Here is a 20,154-nt window from a genome sequence, read left to right as displayed (position 1 = left end):
GCATCTCCTTCATCAGTGGTCGTGGCTGGCGCCGGCTTTGCCCAGCTCAGCTTTGACAACGAAACTATTGGTGGCTGCGTAGCGGTCTCCGGCCTTGAGGCCACCTTTCACTTCCACCATGCGACCGTCGCTGCGTCCCAGCTCCAGGGGCCGCGCCTCCAGGCTCTCGCCATAGCGGCCGAACACCACCTTCCAGTCGCGCAGGTCCTGCACCGCCTGCACGGAAACCGCAACCGGCACTTCCTTCTCTTCCAGCAGCACTTCCACCGTGACGGGCAGGCCGGGCCTCCACAGCCCCTTGGGATTGGGCAGCGTGGTGCGTACCATCGCGCTGCGCGTTTGCTCGCCGACGAGGGCGCTGATGTAGTTCACCCTGCTCGTAGCCGTGGCTTCGAATGCATTGGCCCGCACGTGTGTTGGCTGGCCCACGGCCACCCCTCCGAGGTCCTGGACAGACACCGGAGCCTCCACCCAGACAGAAGCCAAGTCCGATACCGTGAAGACAGCACTGTCCTCCTTGACGGCTTCGCCCAGCGAGATGCGCTTCTCTGTCACGACGCCGTCAATGGGTGAGCGCAACTCGTACCGCGCGAGACTACCGCTTGCCGCTGCGCCGCCCAGGGACGCTGACTTGCTCTGTGCGCTCTGCACGGCAATTGCCGCTTCCTGCATCGCGGACCGGGCGCTGAGCATGTCCTGCTCAGCGGTGATTTTTTCTTCCCAGAGCTTCTTCTCGCGTTCGTAGGTAATCCGTGCGAGGGACAGGCGCTGCTGTGCGGCCAGCAACTCGGCGCGCTGGTCTGCCAGCACCTGGCTGCTGAGAACGGCCATCACCTGGCCTTTGAGCACCGTATCTCCCGCACTGACCAGTACCTGCTCAACGAGCCCGGCCAGGCGCGGGACGATCTGCACGGTCCGGTCGCTGTTGTATTTGACCTCGCCCAGGAGGCGCAGGGTGGTACCGATCTTGGCTGGGCCTGCCACTCCCAGTTCCACGCCTGCTGATTTGAGCTGATCGTCCGACATAGCAATCCGAGCCTCCACCTGCCCGTAGCCCAGCTCGTGGGTTTTTCCTGCATAGGTGGCAGCAACCTTGATCTCGAACGAGTGGGGTTCTTCCACCACTGCGTCTCCAAGCAGGTAGTCCTTCTCTTTGCGGAACGTGAAGGCCTGCGGGGACTGCCCAAGCCGCAGCAAGTTCAGCTGGATCTGGCTTTGGGCGGGATCGATGGGTTTGCCGCCCAGGTAGGTGTACAGCCGAAACTGAGGCTCGACCCCAGTCTCGAAGATGGTGACTTCTACGGCGTAGGCACCGGATTTCAGGAGCTTTCCTCCGTGGGGGCCCTTCGCGGGCTTTTCGGCTTCGGCGTGCTTGTCGTCATCCTTGTGTGCCTCGCCAGTTTCTGCTTCCTGGTGGCCGTGCTCGTCACCACCACTGGAACTCTTCTTTCCGCTGACGATGAAGACCCCGAGAACGAGGGTAACGATCAGGACGGCCGCGATGGCCAGCCATTGCTTCTTGGGTTTGGTGTTCATGAATGTGCTCCAGAGTTCAACGCGCACGGGTCAGCGCGTCAGTTCCCAAAATTCGGTTGAGTTCAGCGTTTGCGCGATGGGCCTCGGCAAGGGCTTTCAAGTACTGACTGCGCGCCTGGAGCAATGTGCGCTGGGCGTCCAGGGCTTCCAAGAAACTGAACTTGCCCAGCTCGAACCCCTTGGTGGCCGCGTCATAGGCAGACTGGGCGCCTGGAACAACATCCGCCGCGAGCGACTGTGCTTCCGCGCGGGCACTGGACAGGCGTTCTCGCGCCTGGATCGCCTCACTTTCCAGCTGCACGCGCGTGGATGCGAGTTCCAAGCGCGCTTTGTCTTCGCGCTTGAGGGCTTCCAGGATGTTGCCTTCGTTGCGATCGAACAAGGGCAGGGGGATCGACAGCCCGATGACCGCCTGGGTACGGCCTTGCTCCTGATCGCGTTTGGCGCCCAGGCTGACCGTGATGTCCGAGATGCGCCGCGCGTTCTCCACGGCGGTAAGTGCCTTGCGGCGTCGAACCTCCATTTCTGCGCGCTGCAGCGCGGGGGATCGATCAAGCTGTGCCTGAAACCCCTCATAGTTCTGGATCGGAGGCAAATCGTCGAGCCGCCCCTCCAGCACAAGGGGCCCCAGGGGACTGCCCATCGCGCTGGCAAGACGCGCACGGGCGGCACTGGATTCCGAGCGTACTTGCGCCAGCTCGATGCGCACATTGGCCTCGGAAACGTTGGCCTTGGTTTCTTCGACGGGAGACAATTTGCCCGCCTTCACGCGCTGCGATGTCGCCAGGCTTGACCTCTGGGACAGCTCCAGCGCCGTCTCGGACAGACGCAAGCGCTCCTGGATGATGAGCACGTCAAAGAATGCCGTCACCACCGCTGCGGCAATGGCATGGCGGCGCGCAGACAGGTCTGCCCGGGCTAGCTCGGCGGCACTCTCGACCGCCGTCATGCGCGCCTGCCGCTTCCCGCCCAGTTCAATCGGCTGATTGATCTGCACCGTGGTCGTACGCGATGGGCTTTTGGTGCCCTCCTGCGTGAACGCCAGTTCGGGATTGGGGCGCGCACGGGCCTGCAGGCTCGCACCGCCAAGCGCATCCACTTCTGCATTGGCAACGGCCAGTTCGGGATGGTGCGCCAGCGCCTGCTCTACAGCCTTCCGCAAAGAGAGTTGCCCTACGCCCAAGCTCGACCGCTCAGGTGCTTGGGCTGCTGGAGGTGCAGATAAAGGGGGTGTGCCCTGGGCAAATGCCACGGGCACAAGAAAGGCCGCGCCCATGAACGGCAACAAAAGGTATCGCATCGAATTCTCCGCTGATCACTGAAACAGGAGGAATTCGGCGAGATGGCGGGCGGCGCTCGCCCCCTTGCTAGGTCAAGAAGCGTTTAAACGTGCCCAAGTCCTTCCCGCCGAAGAAATTCGGCGAGAACCTTAGGGGGGCGTTCGAGTCCTAGCGCGGTTGCTGTGGCGAAATCTACGCTCAACTCAGGTGGGGATGCGGATGCCGTGCCTACGATGAACGGCTGCAAGAAGAGTGAGGGGAATGGGTAGACGCCCGGCAGATGGTGGTGATCCACGTTCACTGTGCCACTGCGGTTTTCTGCATCAAGGGAGGCGTGATTGGTCTCTGGCTCGGCGGGTGCCACTTCCACGTGTTCCGCCTCGTGGTGGCCCCAATGAGACGAGCCTTCCAAAGGTTCATGCATGCAGGTAGCTGCCACCGCGCTCCAGGAAAACTGGAAGGGCAGCAGCACCATCAGGCAAATGAGGAAGGCGCGGCGCATCAGGGCAAGTGTACCTGTCGGCGATCACTGCATTTCAATGTTCAGCCGCCTGCGCCGTACATTTCCTGCAAGCGCTGCCTTTCGGCAGCGGACATGCTCAAGTACTCTTGCTGGACTTGGTTACGGGTTTTGGCTGGGCCAGTTGCCTCGACGGGCAGAGCACCGCCTCGCTGGAGGATTGCCAGCGTGCCATCCTTGCGGGCGACGGCTGCTGACTGAAACACATCGTCCCGAGACATCGAACTCTGGAAATGGTCGGTATAGGTGGTAAATCTCACTTCGCCATTTGCGGGATGGTAGAAGGAAGATGCGGATGCGAGGCCCGGAGCCGCGATGGCAAAGGCGATCAGGGAAACGAGAGGTTTGCGGATGATCATGGTATTGGCCCTTGATTGAGGTGAGCCATCGGCGACTTGCGTAGGCGATGCCTTACGACATGCGGCGAACTTTAAAAGTTTCATCGCGACAAGGCGCCAACAGCCAAATGACAAATTCGTAATCTACGAGTTCCCCTCATTCTTCGAAAATGGATCCATGAAAATTCTTCTCATTGAAGACGAGGTCAAACTCGCCGAGTACCTTCGCAAGGGCCTCGGCGAGGTTGGCTACGTGGTGGACGTAGCCCACAACGGCGTGGATGGTTTGCACATGGCGCTCGAAGGCGCGCACGACCTGCTGGTGCTGGACGCGATGCTCCCGGGGATCGATGGCTTCAGCCTCCTCTCCGCTTTTCGGAAATCCAGACAGACACCCGTCTTGATGCTGACGGCCCGGATCAGCGTTGAGGACCGGGTGCTGGGACTACAAACAGGTGCGGACGATTACCTGGTAAAACCCTTCGCGTTTTCGGAACTGAACGCACGTATTCAGGTGCTGCTCAGGCGTACCCATGGAGCGCACGATGCGGTAGAGCCTACACAACTGCGCCTTTCCGATCTCGAACTCGACCTAGTGCGGCGCAAGGCATCCCGCGGCGGTCAGCGGCTGGATCTGACTGCCAAGGAGTTTCTGCTACTCACGCTCTTTCTGCGAAGGAAAAGCGAAGTGTTGTCTCGCACCGAGATTGCTGAGCAGGTGTGGGACATGCACTTCGACAGCGAAACCAACGTAGTGGAGGTCGCAATTCGTCGCTTGCGAGGCAAAATAGATAAGCCCTTTAACACTGCGCTGCTTCACACTATCCGGGGTATGGGCTACATCATGGAAGAACGCAACGGATGAAGGTATTGGACCAACATCGCTCGTTGCGTCAGCGGCTATCCTGGTGGCTGGCGCTGCAGAGTTTTGCCGGATTGGGGTTGGTCTGTCTGGCCGTCTACCTAGTGACGGAGTTCAACTTTCGCGACCGCCAAGAGGAAACGCTGGCGCAAAAGGAGAACGTCATCCGGCATCTTCTGGCGGGTGGCAAGGAGCACCGAGATGCGGAGGACCTTACTCACAAACTCGACGACTTTCTGGTAGGGCACGGAGATCTTTCACTCGAAGTATTGCAGTCCGACGGAGTCGTGCTTTTCATACACACTCGGAATCAGAACGCGCATACGGTGCTGCGCCATCGGCAATTCGAGGTAGAGCGAGTCGATGGCTTGGCGTCAAGGGTATTGCGCGTGCAACTGTCGCTGGACATACAAACTGACAACCAATTGCTGCATCGGCTCGCAGTCACTTTGCTCGTAGCTGCGATCGGAGGCGCGATCGTGGTTTCGCTTGGGGGGGTTTCTCTGGTCAACCTCGGGCTGGCGCCGGTGCGAAGGCTGGCCAGTCAAACACGCGCACTGTCTGCGGGCAGCCTGCATCAGCGGCTCGATGGCGGGGAGCAACCCCTTGAACTCGTGCCACTGATCGACCAGTTCAATGCGCTTCTGGCACGCATAGAGAAGGCATATTCGCAGATGGAGGGCTTCAACGCAGATGTGGCGCACGAGTTGTGCACGCCGTTGGCCACGCTGATTGCCAACAATGAACTGGCACTCAGGCACCTCCACCAAGCTGACATGCAGGAGGTCATTGCATCTAATCTAGAGGAACTGCATCGCCTGACCGGCATCGTCAAGGACATGTTGTTTCTGTCCCAGGCGGATCGAGGCGTGGGTGCACGCCGCGCACCAGTACCAAGCCTTGCGTCTGTAGCTGCAGATGTGTTGGACTACCACGAGGCGTCTCTGGCCGAGGCAAGACTCACGGCCGAAGTGGTTGGTGACGCGCAAGGTGCCTTCGACTCACCACTGCTGCGTCGTGCGTTGTCAAACTTGCTGGGAAACGCCACGCAGTACGCGAGAGAGGGTTCGATCGTTCAGGTTGGTTTCAAGACCATTGGTGAGGACCGCGTGCTCATCACCGTCACCAATTGCGGCGACACCATTGATCCGGAAATACTTCCCCATTTTTTCGATCGATTCTTTCGCGCCGATCCCGCTCGCAGCCATGGGCAAAGCAACCATGGCCTAGGCTTGGCCATCGTCGGTGCGATCGCCCGCATGCACCATGGCAAGCCAGTCGCATGGTCAGAGTGCGGGGTGACAAGTGTGGGAGTGGAGATCCGCGCCCAGTAATGTCGGTTATAGAGTGGCATCTCGTGATGCAATGGATCAGGACGTCAAGAAGTCTGTCATATGGCGAGAGCGTTAGATGGCGGGGTTGAGCCTCGGATGCTGCTCCTCCCACCAGAAGAACAAAACGGCACCAGATATCAGCATCGCAACGATGACAAACCAGAAGGCACTTTCGGCAGGTTCGCGCCGATCCGCTGGTGACTTCTGTCTACTCGTGTGGTCGGTCCTACATCCTCCGCATTGGCCCCCCCGCGCAGGTCCACCAAATCGCGCTCCAGTTCGCGCCGCTCCATGATAAAAATGTCATCGGACTGTCTAGATTCTGTTGGGGTGCGCTCCCTACGATGAACACATCTCCTCAACGCCCAAGCAAGGCATGAGAGATGCAAGTTTTATTCACTATCGCTAGGAGCTTCAACCATGATCCAAAAACGCCTCTCCCTTTCTTCCATGATTGCCGCCGCGGCCGCAGTGGTTACCCTGAGCCTTCCAGGGATTGCTTCGGCAGCGTACGAGCATCCCGCCAACAACGAAAAGGGCGTAATCGTTCACCCGGAACACTTCAAGAGCGATAAAACCCGTGCTCAAGTCAAAACAGAAGCCGAGGCTGCCATGCGGCAAGGCCTCCTTTCTTACGGCGAAAGCAACTACCCTATCCGCACACCTGATGCGGCAGGTCCAGGCAAGACGCGTGAGCAAGTAGTCAACGAGTTGCGGAACGAGTCACCTGCCGAACGCGACGCGCGTCTGCGTCTCTACTACCCGGGTTGATTGCCCACGTTTGGGGTGCGGAAAATTGCTTGGAATCCATTCTGTGGGATTGTTGACGTTGGCCTGACTAACCTCGGGACAGCCCAGGCCGCCGTCCAATTTCCCATGACACCCCGCCGCCGCGCACCGTCGCGGCGAGCTGCTGTCCCAGCCGCTGCTCGATCACTGGCTTCCACGGCACCAGGCTGAATCCCATGCCGTCATCGAGCATGGCGTAGCGCCCACTGGCGAGCATGACGTTGCGCCGATAGATGCCGGCCACTCGGTGGCCATCGGCCACGGGGCGATGCTCCAGGCCGGTATCAGCCGCTATGTCCTGCGCGGCCTGCACCACTTCCCGATTACGCAGCGTCGTCAGCAGATTGCGCACCAGAATCACACGCTGGCCGCGCTTCTCGGCCAGTCCTTGTTCGGCCAGGAAGTCGGCACGTTTCTGTAGCGCCTCCTTGACCTCGCTGCCAAATCCCAAATCGCCCAATCCCTTGCCCCCACCGATCAACTGCTGGTCCAGCCAGGTGGCGCCGATCACGCGGGCCTGCCGCTCGATGGGCAGGTGCGACTTCAGTTCCACCGCCACGCCGCCCAGGCGCTGTGCGTCGTACTGCCGTCCACGCTCGGGCAGATCGTCGGGCACCTTCCATAGCCCCTCGGCCACGCGCTCCACGATGCCGGCGCGGCGCAGGGCTTCCAGCCTTCGGACATGGGCCGCGACTACCTCCTGCGGGTCGCGCCCAGCTTGGGTCTGGCCCTGTGCAATCGCCAGATGATGGTCGGTGCGGTACAGGCCATCGCTTGCCAGCGCAGCGATGTTGTGATCCGCCGTCCGCACCTTGGCGGAACCGCGTAGTTCCACCACCGCGCCGGTCGGGTAGTTGCCGGGTTCGTCGCGGGCATTGAGCCCGACATAGTGCGCCTTGCCGTCCACGCCGTCGATGACCAGATAGCTCCGGTCTCGCAGCTCGTCGGCCAGCCCCTTGGCGGCCACGCGGCCAATGATGGTGCGGCCGTCGTCGCCCGGCTCAAACACCGCCAGTTCTCGCGGCTGGCCGCTCATCGCCCGCTGCATCGTTCGGATAATGTCGTCGCGCTCACCCAGGGCGCGCAAGGTTTTCTCGGCATCGGCATGGATGGCCCAGGTGCCGGGCTGTACCTCGTCGGCCAGGCCCAGGCGCTGCAAGCGTTGCAGGCGGCCGATCAGCAGCAGGCGCTGACGTTGCAGCTTCGGTTCGTTGAAGCGTCCGACCCGCACACGGCCATCGTCGCCAGTCTCGCGTTTCAGCGTGCGATCCAGGCTCGTCCACCGCTCTTGCTCCACCTCGCGCTGCAAGGTCTGCTGGATCTCCAGCTCGGTACGTGGCCCCAGCCATTCGGTCGCCAACTCGGCGGCACGATGGCGGAAACCATCGGCGATGTAGTCGCCCGCGATGATGAGGTCTTTGCCAGTGTCGTCGCGCCCGCGCACGATCAGGTGGGTGTGCGGGTTGTTGGTGTTCCAGTGATCGACAGCCACCCAATCCAGCCGCGTGCCCAGGTCGGCTTCCATGCGGTTCATCAGGTGGCGCGTGTACGTCCGAAGATCATCCAGTTCGGCGCCATCCTCGGGCGACACGATGAACCGGAAATGGTGCCGGTCATCGGCGCAGCGTTCCTTGAATGCCTCCAGATCAGCTTCATCGACCTGCGGCCCGTAGGCTTGGCCTCGCTCGCCATCGCGGCCCGCGCCATCGCGCTCGATGTAGCGCAGGTGCTTGGTGAGTGATCGGGGACTGGCCTGACGCTGGTTGACCAGCAAGGTTTTGATGTTCACGCGCCGCGACATTGGCGTCAGCTTCGCCCCGGCGAAGCGCGCCGCAGTATGGCCGCGCCCCAGGCGCGAGCCGGGACGCTGGCCGACGTGCTTTCCAGTGCCGCCGGTCGATGCCGGGCGACGCATTGAGGACTTGCCGCCACTGGTCTTGCCGACCTGCTTGAGCACCTTGGAAACAAAGCCCTGGCCCCGGTTCTTCGGAGCACTGGGGCGGATGCGGAAATCGTCATCGCGGCGGTTGCTCATGGCTGTTCCTTGGATAGCTGGGGCGTGTCCGGTAGTGCAAAGCACGCGGACATGCCCGTATCGGCGCGGGCCTCGCGCCCCAGGCGGCACGGCGGCGAAGCCGCGCCGTGCCGTCCAACCCCCACGTGCAGGCTGGCTTTGCGGGCGACGAAGTGCCGCCCCCTTTTGTCTTGCCTTCCGCCTTTGCCTCCCGCTTTCGCTCCCGGCAGCGGCGGCCCGGTGGCGCTGCGCTGCTTGCAGCCAGCCCGCCGGTGAACGCGGCCAGGGCCGCAGCCCGGCGCGTTCAAGGCAAGACGCCTGCACGGTGGACGGCTGCGCCGGATGCAGCGCGAAGTGCAATGCGAACGCATTTGCACTGCACGCGCGGCGACACGGCAGAAGCCACTGAAATGACATGCCCGATGGCACGATGCAATGCACGCCTGCGTGCAGCGAATCGGCAGCCATCATGGGCGGGACTCCAGCCAGACCGGACGTGCAATGCCGATCACGGCGGATGCGCTGACCGGCCCGAAATACCGGCTGTCGAACGACGCCGGGTTGGTCGCGCTGAGCAGGAACAACTCGCCAGGCCGAAGCCGCAGGCACTGCGGCCAGGATGGCAGCGTGCGGCCCAGCCGGTCGGCAGCCAGAACGGCGGCCACCGGCACGCCGTCGATCCAGATTAGCGCATCGACGATGCAAACGTGTTGCGGCGCGACCGCGCCCACGCGCTTGAGCAGCGGAACGCGCGTCGGCAGGTAGCCGCGCTGTGCAGCAAGCGCGGCGGCATCGGGCGGCAGCCGGGCCAAGACGATGCTGCCCACGGACAACGGACGTGGCAGCGAGGCGGCGTGATGGTCGAGCGGATCGACGCGATACCAGCCGACCGCCACGCTGTCGGACGGGTTGTAGATCAGGCGCGGCAGCGGCGACACGAAGGACGCCCAGGCCAGCGCGGCGAGGCCACAGGCGGACAGCGCAGCCAGCACGATGCGAACGCGCAGGCGCGAGCGAGGATGCGGCGCGGCTTCTGCGGAATGTACGGCGGTGGAATGAGCCGTCATGGCAGCGCCCTCCCGGCCAGCCAGGCAGCGTGCCGCTCGGCGCTGTAATCGGGCAGCGGCAAGCGTGCCGCGAGCCGGTTGCCCAGCGTGCGCCAGTACGCGGGTGATGCGGCAGCAGGCGCGATGCCCAGCGCCTCGATGGCGTCGATGCGCTCCAGCACGGCGCGCACCGCGCTGTCGCCCTCGGCGTGCAGCAACAGGCGTGCGCCGGGCTGCACACCGGGAATGCGCTGCGCCGCATCCAAGGGCGTGCAAGCCTGCATCACCATGAGCTGCCAGCGAATCGTGCCGTAGTCGTTGGCCTGCCAGCGGATGCGGCAGAACATGGCGTCGGGCACGAATACGGCGACGCTCCGCCAGCGGTCGTACCGCAGAGTGCGCGCCGGCTCGCCAAAGCGCAGATAGAGCTTGAAGCGGTGCTCAAGGAAGGCCAGCGAAACGCGCGTCAGCGGCGTTGAGGCAGGCCGGCCCGTGAGCGCAATGAGTGACGGCGACGGTGCTGCCGTGGCTGCGGTAGCAAAAGGCAAAGCAGATGCGTTCATGGCATGTTCTCCGGGAATTCCCGCTCCAGCAGTGCGCGCAACAGGTCGGCCACCGTCACGCCCTGCGTGAAAGCCGATACCTTGATGCGCGAGCGCATGGCGGGCGTGATGTCCAGGGTCAGGCGGGCGGTGTAGAGATCGCCTTTCTGGAGGTCTTCGGCGCTGCCTTGGCGAATCCACGCCTCGACGTGCGGATTCGCAGGCGGACGCGCGCCGATGCCAACGCGCTTGCCAGAGCGTTTGCTGTTGGATGCGGGCTTCGCTGTCATGACGGCCACCGCAGCAGCTCATCCACCAGCGCGGCGATCTCGCGCGCGGCGGCGCTGTCCGGCGCCGTCTCGCGTGCGACCCGGCCGGCGGCCACGCTGTCGGCGAACACGATGCGCTGGCGCACTTCCGAGCGCAGTGCAGGAAGCGGCTGCTCGGCCAGCGCACCGCGTGCTTCGCGTCCGATCACCGTGGTGCTGACGCGCCGGTTGATGACGAAGGCTGCTGCTAGCTGCGGCCGGAACACCTGCGCCTCCCGAATCAGCGCCACCATCTCGGCGCTAGCCCAGAGGTCGTAGGGACTGGGCTGTACGGGGATAAGCACGCGCTCGGCCGCCAGCAACGCGGAGCGCGCCAAAGCGGCGATCCTGGGCGGCCCATCAATGACGACGTGATCGGCCCGTCTGGCGAATTCTGAGGCTTCCTGATGCAGGGTTTCGCGTGCCAGGCCCACGGCGCTGAACAACCTTGGCAAGCCTTGCTGGCTTCGGCGCTGCGTCCAGTCCAGCGCGGAGCCTTGCGGATCGGCATCCAGCAGGATGACCGATTGCCCGCGCATCGCCAGCTCTCCGGCGATGTGGGTGGCGAGTGTGGTCTTGCCCACGCCACCTTTCTGGTTGAGCAAAGCGACGATCATGGCGCGGCCCTCCAAGCTGGAAAGCTGGGCGTTTGCTGCTGCGTTTGTGGCCGCGTGGTGGTTGTCCACCGCAGCGGCGCTTTCCTACTAAAAGTTAGAGAATCTAAGTTAGGAAAGTTAAGAGAGACCGAAACCGGCGCCGTTATTGGCTTTGCAGCCGATTTTGTTGCCTGATAGCACGAGGATTTGTTGCCTGATAGCACGATACCTCTGTTGCCTGATAGCACGAGTCCGTCCACAGGCTTTGCCGCAGTTATCCCCGTGCCGTCTGCAGCACGGGCCGGAACGTCAGCAGTGGCGAGGAAATGCCCGAGACATGCTCGATGCCCAACTGGTAACCCGGCAAGGCTTGCCGCGCCACCAGCGCGCGCAGGTCGGCAGCGAAGTCGTAGTACCGCGCCACGCTGCCGGATTTGCGGTACAGGTGCTGGAAATCGAATTGCCAGCCGCCCGGCTGCTTGCCCCCGTGCTTCCTCACCAGCCGGTACAGCCATCGCTCGATGCCCCCCGTCAGCCGGAAATACGCCGGGTCGATGGTCAGCACCAAGGCGGCATCCATGACGCCAGCAAAGAACCAGTCCGGCAGGATCAGTTCGAGGCCCAGCGGTGTACCGCGAGCATCGGCCAGTTCCTTCCACTCGTTGATCCACGAGAAACGGTGCAGGCGCCTTCCCGTGGTCTCGCGGATGGACGTTGCCACTGTGGTCGATTGCAGCCGATCCAGCGCGGCCTTGAGGCGCTGATAGTCGCGCAGCGAGGTGCCGCGCCCGATGAAGCGCAGGATCTCGTAAGGCGTGGCCTGCATCAGCCGCGACGGGCGCAAGCCCGCATCGCGCGCTTCTACGATCTGGCTGGCGGCCCAGATCAGGATGTCGGCATCCCAAATCGTGGCGATGCCATGCTCTTGCGTGCCCTCCACGCGAATCGTGACGTTCGCTGCCCTGAAGTCGATCGGCGCTGTGCGCCGCGACTTCGCCAGCGAGAAGAACGGAAAGGCCATCAAGTCCTGGCTGTCGCGCGGCGCCATGTCGCCCGGCAAGGCGCGGAACAGGTCGAGCTGTTCGCGCTCCTGCGATGGTCGCTGCCGCGCTGGCAGCGAGGGGCTGGACATGGCGAAGGCCACCCGCGCGCCGGCGATCAGCGCGCACGGCTGTCCGCCGAGTGCTGCTCGGCGTACTCGGGATCGGACGTGCTCTCGAAGCTGCGTTCTGCGGCCCAGGCATCGAGGTCTGCCACGGCGTACATGACGCGCCGGCCGAACTTGCGAAAGCGCGGGCCGCCGCCGATCACGCGCTGTTTTTCCAGCGTGCGCGGCGACAAGCGGAGGTAGTCGGCGGCTTCGTCGTTGGTCAGGTAGCGTTGGGGCTGCGCAGCAGCGGTCGAGGGTGCGGCGGCAGGCCGCAGGGGAGCAGGACGCATGGTGAAAACCTCCATCGGTGTCAAAGCTCCGGCCACACAGCGCAACCGGATGGAGGCAGTCTCAGAAAACGAAGCTCTCTTGCTCAGGGTCGTTTTGCGTCCCCTGCAAAACGACCCTTCTCAAGCGGCGGCAGTTGTGCTAGGCGGCGGTAGCCGCCACGCATCAACGCCTCGCCGCGATGCACCAGGCGGCGCACCTTGGAGCGCAGGCCGCCGTCGCTATACCAATCGGCCACGGCATCCTCACCGAACAGCCCTTCGCCCACCTCGCGCAAGGACGCGCCCGTGAGGGTCGCGTCGAGCGCCTGCAAGGTGTGCAGTTCCAGCAGCGCGGCCGGCGTTGGTCTGGGCTTGGCATCGGCCAGAGCCGCATCGGGCGCATGGCTGCGCGCAGGCGCAGCAGCACCGTCGCGATGGGCATAGACCACGGCCATGCCGTCTTCCAGGCCAGGGGCCAGCACGAAGCGCAGGCAATGGCCTGGGCTGCGCGCGATCAGCGCCAGCCCCTTGCCGTCGTGGATCAGTTGCTTGTGGCCAGGGATGTGCCAGAACGCGAAAGCCACGGCATCGGGCGGCGGGTCTGCATCCGGGTAAAGCTGCGCCACGGCCGCATGGCCGGGCAGCCAGGCCGGTTGTGCGTCCCGCGCATCCAGGGCCGGGTCTTCCAGCAGGCGCAAGCCCCAGCGATGCGCGGCATCGGGGCGGCGCGCACGGCGCAGCCAGTCGAGCCGGTAATCGGGATGCCTGCGCAGGTACTCCCAGGCCAGTGCGAGGGCATCCAGACCCAGGACATAAAGGTAAGCGGCGGTGGGATACCAGTGCGCGAGATGATGAGGATCGACCATGACGCAAGCTCCTGTCGAAGATCAGGAACGTCGTCACGGGCGTTCAACACAGGGCTATCGCAGACGACCAATTGCCATCAGAATCGGGGCGAGCTGTAACATTGAGTGTCAAGACCGATTGGCTCCGGTGCATTGCGAAATTCGTCCGAATACGACGACCGCGCAATCCCAAAGCGTCACGCGGCACAGAACACCGTGCCGCAACCCGCATGAAAGATCGTGACTGTTTTAGTCACAGATGCACAGGTTTGATGCAAGAGTGCGGATTCAGACCGGCCAGGTCTGATGCCAGACTGAAATAGTCTCAATGCGCCCGGCTTGGCCGGGGCGCGAACGGTTCAATCGACGATGGAACCGTTCTCCTGGGCCAGCCGCAAATATTCCGACAGCGAGCGCACCGCCTGGAAATACCGATCCCGCATCACGGGCTGCTGGCGCGGCCCGACGATGGAGGCCAGATCGGACAGCTTCACCTGGCCCAGCTCGGGCATGCTGATTCCCAGGTCGATCAGGCCGTAGGCCGTGTCCCCATCAGCGGGATCAAGCGCGACCAGCAGCCAGGTGGCGTGCGCATCGGGCGTGAACAGCCGCACCACGGGCAGCGGGTCAACATCCTGACCTTCAGCGCGGGCTTGGCCGTGGGCCAGCAACTGCCTGCGCTCGTCCTCGGTGATGAGTTGATTCATGGTGGTGATCCCTTCGTCGGTGCACGGATCCGCCAAAGCGTGAAGGCGCCAAACCGCATCGGTGGAAGTCAGGAAAGACACGAATGTGGTTCTGCGGTTCTGCCGGAAGACACAGATGCGGATTTACTGATTTCCGTAAAAGCACAAAACGAGCCCTATAGATTGTAGTCCTATAGGACGCAATCGAATGTCATCTTAGGTTTAGGGAGAAACCTGAGGTGGAGGCAAAGCACTCATTAGCAACAGCATTGAAAACAGTCCGCAAGGCGCGCGGTCTGAGCCAGGAAGCATTTTCCGACGTCTCCAGCCGCACGTACATGAGTTCGCTGGAGCGCGACCTCAAAAGCCCGACCCTGAACAAGCTGGCCGAGCTGTGCGAGGTCATGCAGGTGCATCCCGTCACGCTGCTGGCGCTGGCCTACGCGGGCAAGAGCCCGCAGCGGGCCGAGCAGCTTCTGACTCAGGTGCGGCAGGAGTTGGAGGCGATGTTGAAGACAAGCGACGTATCGTAGCGCGCCTGGCCGATCCGGCACAGGCCGGTTCGGCGGTCTTGCAGGGGCGCCAAGCACAGCGCGGCGGGGATGGGTCTGGCGCCGATCCCCCGGAGGCAAGCGAAGCGCGCAGCGCCGCAGGCGCGAAGCCGCGGGAGGGATTGCAGCCGAATGGCCGTGACGGCGAAGACGGCACGGGGCGCAGCCCGAAAAGCCCGGTGGCGCATGGCGCCGACCCGCCCTGCATTTGCCTCTGCGAACTCAAGCTATGGTCTTGCCGAGAGGTCGAATCATCCCGAAACAGCTATTTGAAGGTCACACCTTCCTGGCTGTCGAAATGGCACAGCAGCACAACGCCCCGCCGCAGTGGGCGGGGCGCTGGCGGCCGTCAGGCCGCCAGGGGCTTGTTGCGCGACCAGATCAGCGTGTGCGTGCCGTCCTCTTCCTCGATCAGGCGGGCATAGACCGTTGCCGGGAACGAAGGATCGTCGAGGGTCACGGACACGTAGGGCCGCTCGGCCTTGCTGACTTTCTTCCACGCCGCGCCGATGTCGAAGCCCGCCGCCTGCACGCGGTAGTCGGGGGCGTGTTCGTTGTCCCCCTTGTCGTTGGGAACCAGCTTGGCCTTGACGTTGAGCGTCAGGGTACGCAGCGTGCCGGTGAAGCCGTCTTTGTCTGCGGTGAAGGTGCCGATATTGGCCATGATGAATCTCCTTACGGTTGAACAAGGTTCGCGCCCATCGCGTCCTTGTTGTGATCCGACCGGCGGGGGACGGGCTGGCTGCACCGCTTGCGGTCGCAACGCAGTGGAGAACCGGAAGGCGAAAAGAATTTGTCCCGCGAGGAATCTGCGCAGCAGAGGGGAAATTGTTTTCGCCGGACGGTTGCAGCCACGAAGCCCGAGGCGCAGCCGCGCCCCCGCCAGGATTCACAACGAGACAAGGACGCCTTGGGCCGAACCACATCCGAAAGGAGACATGGCCGGCTCGGCATCCCCGCACGAAGGCTTCTCCGGTTCGTGCCCTGATGCAGGCCAGGTCAACCGCCCAACGACAGGCGAGAACGCCCCTGCCGCACTCTGCGGTGCTGGTCTTGAGCCGTGGCGTGGAAGCTGCATAGCAATGCCGGGCGGTGTGTCCGTGAACCATCCTTCGTGACGCGAAGGGCAAGAACCGTCAGCGTCGAGGACGGCACGCATTCGCACAACCTGCCGCAGCAAGCTATGGCGTGTTTGCCGCGCCCCGCCCATCGCGGCGGGGCGCGGCGCTGGCCGGGCCGATCCGGCGATGCCGGTTCGGCTCTCTTGAAGGGGCGCCAAGCATCGCGCGGCGGGGATAGCCCGCAGGGCTTTCCCCTGGAGGCAAGCAAAGCGCGCAGCGCCGCAGGCGCGTAGGTGCGTGAGGGACTGGAGCCGAATGGCCGTGACGACAAAGGCGGCACGGGGCGTAGCCCGGAAAGCCCGGCGGCGCATTGCGCCGACACGCCCAGGCCGTTCAATGCGCCATCAAAGACAACCTACAGATGCGACTTGAGCCAGAACCACATTGCCGCTCCCATGGCCAGCCACAGAGGCACGATCAGCACGGCCCCGAATCGGCTTCGCGGTTTGGCACCTTCCGCCCGCATCCATTCATCGGCCAGAAGACGGCATGGCACCAGCACTTCGGACGGTAGCAACTTGACGGGGTCTGCTCACGAAACGGAAAAATCGTACGCTAAGGCATAGCCGGGCTTGCACCCCCCTGTAGCGACGCAATCAACGGGCAGGAAACATTTCCCTGCCGCAGATGGCAGGCGCGCACAAGTTCGGACAGCACCGACTCCATACGTGCCAAGTCGGCCATCTTCTCGCGTACGTCCTTAAGCTTGTGTTCCGCCAGTCTACTGGCTTGCTCACAGTGGGCGCCGTCGTCCAATCTGAGTAATTCGGCGATTTCATCCAGGCTAAAGCCCAACCGCTGGGCCGATTTCACAAACCGCACCCGCATCACATCCGCCTCGCCATAGCGACGAATGCTGCCGTAAGGCTTGTCCGGCTCCGGTAGCAGGCCCTTGCGCTGATAGAACCGGATGGTCTCCACGTTGACCCCGGCTGCCTTGGCGAAAACGCCAATGGTCAGATTCTCAAAAATAGTTTGCATATCGCTTGACTCCGTACATGACTACGGAAGTAAGGTTACGCTATCCATTCCAAACTCAAAAGGACAAACGCATGTCGGAACCACAGTACGGGCGCGGGGCGCTCGTCACCGGCGGGTTAGCCGCCATTCTTGCCTCGGCTTGCTGCCTGGGGCCGCTGGTTCTGATCGCCTTGGGGTTCAGCGGAGCATGGATCGGCAACCTGACGATCCTAGAACCCTATCGCCCCATCTTCATCGGCGTGGCGCTGGTGGCGCTTTTCTTCGCTTGGCGGCGCATCTACCGCCCGGCGCAAGCCTGCAAACCAGGGGATGTGTGCGCGATTCCCCAGGTGCGAGCGACTTACAAGCTCATTTTCTGGGTCGTGGCTGCGCTGGTGCTGGTCGCGCTCGGATTTCCCTACGTCATGCCATTTTTCTATTGATCACAGGAGTTCGCCATGAAAAAACTGTTTGCCTCCCTCGCCCTCGTTGCCGCTGTTGCACCCGTGTGGGCCGCTACCCAGACCGTCGCGCTATCCGTACCGGGCATGACCTGCTCCACCTGCCCGATCACCGTCGAGAGGGCGATTTCCAAGGTCGAAGGCGTCAGTAAAGTTGACGTGACCTTCGAGAAACGCGAAGCGGTCGTCACCTTCGATAATGCCAAGACCAGCGTGCAGAAGCTGACTAAGGCAACCGAGGACGCGGGCTATCCGTCCAGCATCAAGCAGTGAGCGACTGCAAACGGCACCGCAGTACATCTGACGCCATTGTCTGGTGCCACAAACGGTAAAGGATCTATTGCATGACCCATCTAAAAATCACCGGCATGACCTGCGACTCGTGCGCAGTGCACGTCAAGGAAGCCTTGGAGAAGGTGCCTGGCGTGCAGTCTGCCGTTGTGTCCTACGCCAAGGGCGCGGCCCAGCTCGACCTTGACCCCGGTACCGCATCAGACGCACTGACTGCCGTCGTGGCCGGACTCGGCTACAGGGCGACGCTCGCTGATACCTCATCGACGGACAACCGCACCGGACTGCACGACAAGGTACGCGGCTGGATGGGAACCGCCGATAAGGGCAGCGACGGCGAGCGCCAGTTGCATATCGCCGTCATCGGCAGCGGCGGCGCTGCAATGGCGGCGGCGCTGAAGGCCGTCGAGCAAGGCGCAAAGGTCACGCTGATCGAGCGCGGCACCATCGGCGGCACTTGCGTCAATGTCGGCTGCGTACCGTCCAAGATCATGATCCGCGCCGCCCACATCGCCCATTTACGCCGTGAAAGCCCGTTCGACGGCGGGGTCGCAGCAACTGTGCCTGCGATTGATCGCAGGAAGCTAGTGGCCCAACAGCAGGCCCGCGTCGATGAACTGCGCCACGCCAAGTACGAAGGCATCCTGGACGGCAACCCGGCCATCACTGTGCTGCACGGTGAAGCGCGTTTCAAGGACAACCAGAGCCTTGTCGTCCGTTTGAACGATGGCGGCGAACACGTGGTGGCGTTCGACCAGTGCCTGCTCGCCACGGGTGCCAGCCCGGCCGTGCCGCCGATTCCAGGCTTGAAAGAGTCGCCCTACTGGACTTCGACCGAGGCCCTGGTCAGCGACGCTATTCCCGAACGCCTGGCCGTGATCGGATCGTCGGTAGTGGCGCTGGAACTGGCGCAAGCCTTCGCCCGGCTGGGCAGCCAGGTCACGATCCTGGCGCGCAGCACGCTGTTCTTCCGCGAGGACCCTGCCATCGGCGAGGCCATTACGGCCGCCTTCCGTGCCGAAGGAATCAAGGTACTGGAACACACGCAAGCCAGCCAAATCACCCATGTGGACGGCGAATTCGTACTGACCACGGGACACGGTGAACTGCGTGCCGACAAGCTGCTGGTCGCTACCGGCCGGACGCCAAACACGCGCAGCCTGGCATTGGAAGCGGCGGGGGTAGCCGTCAATGCGCAAGGGGCCATCGTCATCGACAAAGGCATGCACACCAGTACGCCACACATTTATGCCGCTGGCGACTGCACTGACCAGCCGCAATTCGTCTATGTGGCAGCGGCCGCCGGTACCCGTGCGGCGATCAATATGACAGGCGGGGATGCTGCCATCAATCTGACCGCGATGCCGACGGTGGTGTTCACCGACCCGCAGGTCGCCACCGTGGGCTACAGCGAGGCAGAAGCGCATCACGACGGGATCGAGACCGACAGCCGCACCTTGACCTTGGACAACGTGCCGCGTGCGCTTGCCAACTTCGACACACGCGGCTTTATCAAGCTGGTCATCGAGGAAGGTAGCGGACGGCTCATCGGCGTACAGGCGGTGGCCCCGGAAGCGGGCGAGCTGATCCAGACGGCGGTGCTCGCCATCCGCAACCGCATGACGGTGCAGGAACTGGCTGACCAGTTATTCCCCTACCTGACGATGGTCGAAGGACTGAAGCTCGCGGCGCAAACCTTCAGCAAGGACGTGAAGCAGCTTTCGTGCTGCGCCGGGTGAAGAAAAGGAGGTGTTCAATGAACACCTCCTCGGCATGTCAATCATCGTGCTAGATTGGCACGACAAGGCTTAGCGTACGATTTTTTCCGTTTCGTGAGCTGCCCCCTTGACGGTCAACCAGATCAGCAAGGGCAAAGAGGAGCTTGTAGGCCAGATTGACGCGCGGGACGGCGCAGACCTGGTCCGGCGCGCACGCGACAGGGCGCCAGATCTGCCGCCAGGCATAGAACAGTGCCGCCACTGAAGCGGCCACGAAGATCGGCTGATAGGGCGCGAGTCCTGCAAGGTTGCTGATCCACGCGCCCGAGATCCCTACTAGCACCAGCACCAGAGGACCCAGACAGCACGCCGAAGCCAACAAAGCGGCGAGCCCGCCGGCAATGAGTGCCCGGCCCCCGGACCGGGGCATGCGAGTGACAAGCTCCTTGTTCATGGACTAAGCTTACCTCCGTACCAAAGTACGGAGTCAAGTCATGTCCAGCCCGGCCGATTTCCTCACCATTGGCGCCTTGGCCAATGCCGCCTCGGTCAACGTTGAAACCATCCGCTTCTACCAGCGCAAGGGTTTGGTGCCCGAGCCCGATCGCCCCGTGGGCGGCATCAGACGGTATGCCGGAAGTGATCTGGCTCGCGTCGCCTTCATCAAGTCCGCGCAACGGCTGGGCTTCAGCCTTGACGAGATCGCCGAGCTCCTCGCACTCGAGGATGGTTCGAGTTGCGCCAAGGCCCGGATGAAAGCGCAGGAGAAGCTGGTAGACGTCCGCGCGAAGCTGATCGATCTGCAACGGATCGAGCGCGTGTTGAACAACTTGATCGGCCAGTGCGAAAAAGCGAAAGGCAAGGTTCGTTGTCCGCTGATCGCAGCGCTCCACGTTCCTGCTGGGGTGCCAGGCTAAAGCGCGCCAACTCGCCACTT

General features: G+C 63.1%; 24 protein-coding genes. 8 read left to right on the top strand and 16 right to left on the bottom strand.

Annotated elements, in window-relative coordinates:
* Positions 1-12 precede the first annotated feature (12 nt).
* The 4 genes from K226_RS0114520 to K226_RS0114505 all read right to left on the bottom strand — a co-directional run bounded on the left by K226_RS0114520 (position 13) and on the right by K226_RS0114505 (position 3,695).
* Positions 13-1,536 carry an efflux RND transporter periplasmic adaptor subunit gene (locus tag K226_RS0114520; RefSeq protein ID WP_024815515.1) on the bottom strand — a complete coding sequence of 508 codons (1,524 nt, stop codon included), beginning with the start codon at positions 1,534-1,536 and terminating at the stop codon, positions 13-15.
* A gap of 16 nt (positions 1,537-1,552) precedes the next feature.
* The gene (locus K226_RS0114515) at positions 1,553-2,812 is read right to left on the bottom strand and encodes a TolC family protein (RefSeq protein WP_255346699.1); all 1,260 of its coding nucleotides are present in this window, start codon (positions 2,810-2,812) and stop codon (positions 1,553-1,555) included.
* 107 nt (positions 2,813-2,919) lie between these two features.
* The gene (locus K226_RS0114510) at positions 2,920-3,318 is read right to left on the bottom strand and encodes a hypothetical protein (protein ID WP_024815513.1); all 399 of its coding nucleotides are present in this window, start codon (positions 3,316-3,318) and stop codon (positions 2,920-2,922) included.
* Between the two features lie 41 nt (positions 3,319-3,359).
* Positions 3,360-3,695, bottom strand: coding sequence for a hypothetical protein (locus tag K226_RS0114505; RefSeq protein ID WP_024815512.1), 336 nt, complete (start codon positions 3,693-3,695; stop codon positions 3,360-3,362).
* 157 nt (positions 3,696-3,852) lie between these two features.
* Between K226_RS0114505 and K226_RS0114500 the strand changes: the two genes are divergently transcribed.
* From K226_RS0114500 to K226_RS0114490, 3 genes are all read left to right on the top strand, one after another.
* The gene (locus K226_RS0114500; protein WP_024815511.1) at positions 3,853-4,539 is read left to right on the top strand and encodes a heavy metal response regulator transcription factor; all 687 of its coding nucleotides are present in this window, start codon (positions 3,853-3,855) and stop codon (positions 4,537-4,539) included.
* Positions 4,536-5,870: a heavy metal sensor histidine kinase gene (locus K226_RS0114495; RefSeq protein ID WP_035241113.1), complete on the top strand. Its 1,335-nt coding sequence runs from the start codon at positions 4,536-4,538 to the stop codon at positions 5,868-5,870. The genes K226_RS0114500 and K226_RS0114495 overlap by 4 nt, the downstream gene beginning before the upstream one ends.
* A 420-nt stretch (positions 5,871-6,290) precedes the next feature.
* Positions 6,291-6,641, top strand: coding sequence for a DUF4148 domain-containing protein (locus tag K226_RS0114490; protein WP_024815509.1), 351 nt, complete (start codon positions 6,291-6,293; stop codon positions 6,639-6,641).
* Positions 6,642-6,708: 67 nt separating this feature from the next.
* On the opposite strand, the gene K226_RS0114485 is transcribed toward K226_RS0114490, so the two are convergent.
* The 9 genes from K226_RS0114485 to K226_RS0114440 form a co-directional block, all read right to left on the bottom strand.
* Positions 6,709-8,694, bottom strand: coding sequence for a relaxase/mobilization nuclease and DUF3363 domain-containing protein (locus tag K226_RS0114485; RefSeq protein WP_024815508.1), 1,986 nt, complete (start codon positions 8,692-8,694; stop codon positions 6,709-6,711).
* 446 nt (positions 8,695-9,140) lie between these two features.
* Positions 9,141-9,740 carry a S26 family signal peptidase gene (locus tag K226_RS0114480; RefSeq protein ID WP_024815507.1) on the bottom strand — a complete coding sequence of 200 codons (600 nt, stop codon included), beginning with the start codon at positions 9,738-9,740 and terminating at the stop codon, positions 9,141-9,143.
* Positions 9,737-10,282 (bottom strand): DUF2840 domain-containing protein, encoded by a 546-nt coding sequence (locus K226_RS0114475; protein ID WP_024815506.1) that lies wholly within the window; start codon positions 10,280-10,282, stop codon positions 9,737-9,739. Before K226_RS0114475 ends, K226_RS0114480 begins: the two co-directional genes overlap by 4 nt.
* The gene (locus K226_RS0114470; protein ID WP_024815505.1) at positions 10,279-10,551 is read right to left on the bottom strand and encodes a hypothetical protein; all 273 of its coding nucleotides are present in this window, start codon (positions 10,549-10,551) and stop codon (positions 10,279-10,281) included. The genes K226_RS0114475 and K226_RS0114470 overlap by 4 nt, the downstream gene beginning before the upstream one ends.
* Positions 10,548-11,186, bottom strand: coding sequence for a ParA family partition ATPase (gene parA, locus K226_RS0114465; protein WP_024815504.1), 639 nt, complete (start codon positions 11,184-11,186; stop codon positions 10,548-10,550). Before parA ends, K226_RS0114470 begins: the two co-directional genes overlap by 4 nt.
* 253 nt (positions 11,187-11,439) lie before the next feature.
* Positions 11,440-12,297: a replication initiator protein A gene (locus tag K226_RS0114455; RefSeq protein ID WP_024815503.1), complete on the bottom strand. Its 858-nt coding sequence runs from the start codon at positions 12,295-12,297 to the stop codon at positions 11,440-11,442.
* A gap of 26 nt (positions 12,298-12,323) precedes the next feature.
* A complete protein-coding gene (locus K226_RS0114450; protein WP_024815502.1) occupies positions 12,324-12,605 on the bottom strand; it encodes an AlpA family transcriptional regulator in 282 nt (93 codons plus the stop codon).
* Positions 12,606-12,688: 83 nt separating this feature from the next.
* Positions 12,689-13,450 carry a DUF2285 domain-containing protein gene (locus tag K226_RS0114445; protein ID WP_024815501.1) on the bottom strand — a complete coding sequence of 254 codons (762 nt, stop codon included), beginning with the start codon at positions 13,448-13,450 and terminating at the stop codon, positions 12,689-12,691.
* Between the two features lie 338 nt (positions 13,451-13,788).
* Complete coding sequence (locus tag K226_RS0114440; RefSeq protein WP_024815500.1) at positions 13,789-14,136, bottom strand: DUF2958 domain-containing protein; 348 nt, start codon at positions 14,134-14,136, stop codon at positions 13,789-13,791.
* 218 nt (positions 14,137-14,354) lie between these two features.
* Between K226_RS0114440 and K226_RS0114435 the strand changes: the two genes are divergently transcribed.
* Positions 14,355-14,648, top strand: a complete 294-nt coding sequence (locus K226_RS0114435; protein ID WP_024815499.1) for a helix-turn-helix domain-containing protein — start codon at positions 14,355-14,357, stop codon at positions 14,646-14,648.
* A 367-nt stretch (positions 14,649-15,015) separates the two neighbouring features.
* On the opposite strand, the gene K226_RS0114430 is transcribed toward K226_RS0114435, so the two are convergent.
* Together K226_RS0114430 and merR (K226_RS0114420) are read right to left on the bottom strand one after the other, a co-directional pair.
* A complete protein-coding gene (locus tag K226_RS0114430; RefSeq protein WP_024815498.1) occupies positions 15,016-15,330 on the bottom strand; it encodes a DUF736 domain-containing protein in 315 nt (104 codons plus the stop codon).
* Positions 15,331-16,342: 1,012 nt separating this feature from the next.
* A complete protein-coding gene (gene merR, locus K226_RS0114420) occupies positions 16,343-16,768 on the bottom strand; it encodes an Hg(II)-responsive transcriptional regulator (RefSeq protein ID WP_024815497.1) in 426 nt (141 codons plus the stop codon).
* A gap of 71 nt (positions 16,769-16,839) precedes the next feature.
* On the opposite strand from merR (K226_RS0114420), the gene merT reads away from it, so the two are divergent.
* From merT to merA, 3 genes are all read left to right on the top strand, one after another.
* Positions 16,840-17,190: a mercuric ion transporter MerT gene (gene merT / locus K226_RS0114415; RefSeq protein ID WP_024815496.1), complete on the top strand. Its 351-nt coding sequence runs from the start codon at positions 16,840-16,842 to the stop codon at positions 17,188-17,190.
* 15 nt (positions 17,191-17,205) lie between these two features.
* Positions 17,206-17,481 carry a mercury resistance system periplasmic binding protein MerP gene (gene merP / locus K226_RS0114410; protein ID WP_024815495.1) on the top strand — a complete coding sequence of 92 codons (276 nt, stop codon included), beginning with the start codon at positions 17,206-17,208 and terminating at the stop codon, positions 17,479-17,481.
* A 71-nt stretch (positions 17,482-17,552) separates the two neighbouring features.
* The gene (gene merA, locus K226_RS0114405) at positions 17,553-19,238 is read left to right on the top strand and encodes a mercury(II) reductase (RefSeq protein WP_024815494.1); all 1,686 of its coding nucleotides are present in this window, start codon (positions 17,553-17,555) and stop codon (positions 19,236-19,238) included.
* Positions 19,239-19,287: 49 nt separating this feature from the next.
* Here the strand turns inward: merA and K226_RS18990 are convergent, their stop codons facing one another.
* Positions 19,288-19,647: a mercuric ion transporter MerT gene (locus tag K226_RS18990; protein WP_155886553.1), complete on the bottom strand. Its 360-nt coding sequence runs from the start codon at positions 19,645-19,647 to the stop codon at positions 19,288-19,290.
* A gap of 64 nt (positions 19,648-19,711) precedes the next feature.
* Here K226_RS18990 and merR (K226_RS0114395) point away from each other — a divergent pair, with 64 nt between their 5' ends.
* Positions 19,712-20,134 carry an Hg(II)-responsive transcriptional regulator gene (gene merR, locus K226_RS0114395; protein WP_024815492.1) on the top strand — a complete coding sequence of 141 codons (423 nt, stop codon included), beginning with the start codon at positions 19,712-19,714 and terminating at the stop codon, positions 20,132-20,134.
* Positions 20,135-20,154 lie beyond the last annotated feature (20 nt).

Origin of the sequence: Acidovorax sp. JHL-3 (assembly GCF_000526295.1) — a bacterium.
Lineage (GTDB): Bacteria > Pseudomonadota > Gammaproteobacteria > Burkholderiales > Burkholderiaceae_C > Acidovorax > Acidovorax defluvii.
The sequence above is the reverse complement of the archived record's forward strand: the minus strand, read 5'-3'. Positions and strand labels throughout refer to the sequence as shown.